Source organism: Staphylococcus sp. HMSC061G12 (assembly GCF_001838465.1).
Lineage (GTDB): Bacteria > Bacillota > Bacilli > Staphylococcales > Staphylococcaceae > Staphylococcus > Staphylococcus simulans.
The window spans coordinates 22,983-24,895 of sequence record NZ_KV837157.1 but is presented as its reverse complement, the minus strand read 5'-3'; the positions used below and the strand labels follow the sequence as shown (position 1 = coordinate 24,895).

1 protein-coding gene is annotated in these 1,913 nt (G+C 39.2%); it reads left to right on the top strand.

Annotation, left to right across the window (positions count from 1 at the left end; genetic code table 11):
- On the top strand, window positions 1-1,913 hold a 1,913-nt coding region (locus HMPREF2937_RS13815), incomplete at both ends, for an FIVAR domain-containing protein (protein WP_180364648.1).

Below are 1,913 nucleotides of genomic sequence, written 5' to 3'. Positions count from 1 at the left end.
AGATAAAGAAGACAAAGCAGTCCAAGATGCTTTAAACAAAGCGAAAGAAGTTCAAGCTGATCCTAATGCTTCACAAGATGCTGTAGATGCAGCTCAAAAAGCATTAGATGACGCAATTAATGCTAAGAAAGCACAAGATGCGAAAGAAGCTAAAGCAGCAGCTGACGCAAAACAAGCAGCATTAGACGCATTGAAAGAAGAACTTGCTAAAGTTGCTAAAATCGATAAAGATAACTTTACGCCTCATACAGTTGCACCTTTAACTGAAAAAGAGGATGCAGGTAAAGCTATCGTTGCAGCACCTGAAAATAAAACAACTGAAGAAATTGAAAAAGCAACACAAGCATTAAAAGATGCAGAAGCAGCGTTACAAGCTAAATCTGATAAAGCGGCATTACAAGCAGCCATCGATAAAGCAAATGCTTTAGGTCAACTTGATCCTACTGATAAAGAAGATAAAGCTCTTCAAGACGCAGTTACTGCAGGTGAAGCTGTCAAAGCGGACGGAAATGCAACACCACAACAAGTTCAAGAAGCAACAAAAGCAATCACTGATGCTATCGCAGCAAAAGAACGTCAAGATGCATTAGATGCATTACAAAAAGCATTAGACGATGCGAAAACTGTTAAGAAAGATGACTACAAACCAAATACAGTTGCACCATTTGAAGTAGCTATTACTGCAGGCGAAGCAGCAAAAGCAGATGCAACTAAGACTCCTGAAGAGTTGAAAGCAGCAGCTAAAGCAATCACTGATGCTAAAAACAATCTTGAAGCGAAAGCTAACAAAGATGAATTGAACAAAGCAATTACTACTGCAGAAGGCTTAACTTTAGATCCAAACGATAAAGAAGATAAAGCGGTCCAAGATGCATTAGCAAAAGCAAAAGAAGTTCAAGCAGATCAAAATGCTACGCAAGCAGCAGTCGACGCAGCAAAAGCAGCATTAGAAGATGCAATTAACGCTAAAAAAGCACAAGATGCAAAAGAGGCTAAAGAAGCGGCTGACGCAAAACAAGCAGCGTTAGATGCATTGAAACAAGAGTTGGCTAAAGCAGCACAAGTTGATAAAAACAACTACACACCAGACAGTGTGAAACCATTGACTGATTCACAAACAGCAGGACAAGCGATTGTTGACGCACCTGAAAATAAAACAACTGAAGAAATTGAAAAAGCAACACAAGCATTGAAAGATGCACAAGCAGGTTTAGTTGCAAAAGCAGACAAAGCAGAACTTGATAAAGCAATCACTGCAGCAGAAGGCTTAACTTTAGATCCAAATGATAAAGAAGATAAAGCCGTTCAAGATGCATTAAATAAAGCAAAAGAAGTTCAAGCAAACCCTAACGCAACTCAAGAAGAAGTTAATGCAGCGAAAGATGCTTTAAATAAAGCAATCGAAGCAAAAACTGCTCAAGATCAAGCAGATGCAGTCAAAGCAGCACTTGATGCATTAAAAGCAGAGCTTGAAAAAGCGAAAGCTGTTCAAACTGATAAATTCACTCCAGATAGTGTGAAACCATTAACTGATGCTGAAGTAGCAGGTCAAGCGATTGTTGATGCTCCAACAGGTAAAACTGTTGAAGAAATTAATAAAGCAACACAAGACTTAAAAGATGCACAAGCAGGTTTAGTCGCAAAAGCGGACAAAACTGAACTAGAAAAATCAATTGCAACTGCAGAAGGTTTAGGTCAATTAGACCCAGCTGATAAAGAAGATAAAGCCGTTCAAGATGCCTTAGCAGCAGCTAAAGCAGTAGAACAAAATCCTAATGCGACACAAACTGAAGTTGATAATGCGAAAACAGCGCTAGATGAAGCAATTAATGCTAAAAAAGCACAAGATGAGAAAGAAGCGAAAGCAGCAGCTGATGCCAAACAAGCAGCATTAGATGCGTTGAAAGCAGAGC